Annotated in this window: 1 protein-coding gene; it reads left to right on the forward strand. The window is 44.5% G+C overall.

The window, feature by feature from the left end:
• Positions 1 to 769 (forward strand): SLBB domain-containing protein (locus JCM17102_RS25445; protein WP_033887281.1); only part of this gene is annotated, 769 nt, incomplete at both ends.

The raw sequence follows: 769 nt of genomic DNA on the forward strand, positions 1-769 counted from the left end.
CACCCGTTCCTTGCGTGTTGTTCGTCAGAATGGTGAAGAGTATGAGGTCAATACAGTGAGAGATATCGATTATAGTGTTTATCAGATGCGTAATGGTGATGTTGTCACAGCCGAAGCTATTCTGAACCGCTTCACTAATAAATTGGAAGTTCGTGGTGCTGTTTATCGTCCGGGTATTTACCAGTTAAGTGGCAAACTGAATACAGTACGCGAACTTGTGAACGAGGCTCAGGGCCTGACCGGTGATGCTTTCCTGAATCGTGCTGTTCTATACCGTCAGCGTGAAGACTTAACGACTGAGGTTCTTCCTGTAGATATAAAAACAATAATGGATGGGACATCTCCGAATATTGCATTGATGAAGAATGACATTCTTTATATTCCTAGTATTCATGATCTGGAAGATAGAGGCAATGTAACCGTTCATGGTGAAGTTACTAAACCTGATTCTTATCCTTATGCAGATAACATGACATTGGAAGACTTGATTATACAGGCAGGTGGTTTACGTGAAGCCGCCTCTACAATTCGTGTGGATGTTTCACGTCGGATCAAGAATCCCCGTAGTACGGCCGATAACGACACCATCGGTCAGATGTTCTCTTTCGCATTGAAAGACGGTTTTGTCATCGACGGTCAGCCCGGTTTTGTTCTTCACCCCTATGATGAAGTCTATGTCCGTCGCAGTCCGGGTTACCAGGCCCAGCAGAATGTAGGAATTGAAGGTGAAATATTGTTTGGTGGTACTTATGCCTTGACCAGCCGAGAG

The sequence above is a fragment of the Bacteroides faecichinchillae JCM 17102 genome, from assembly GCF_000614145.1.
Taxonomy (GTDB): Bacteria; Bacteroidota; Bacteroidia; order Bacteroidales; family Bacteroidaceae; genus Bacteroides; species Bacteroides faecichinchillae.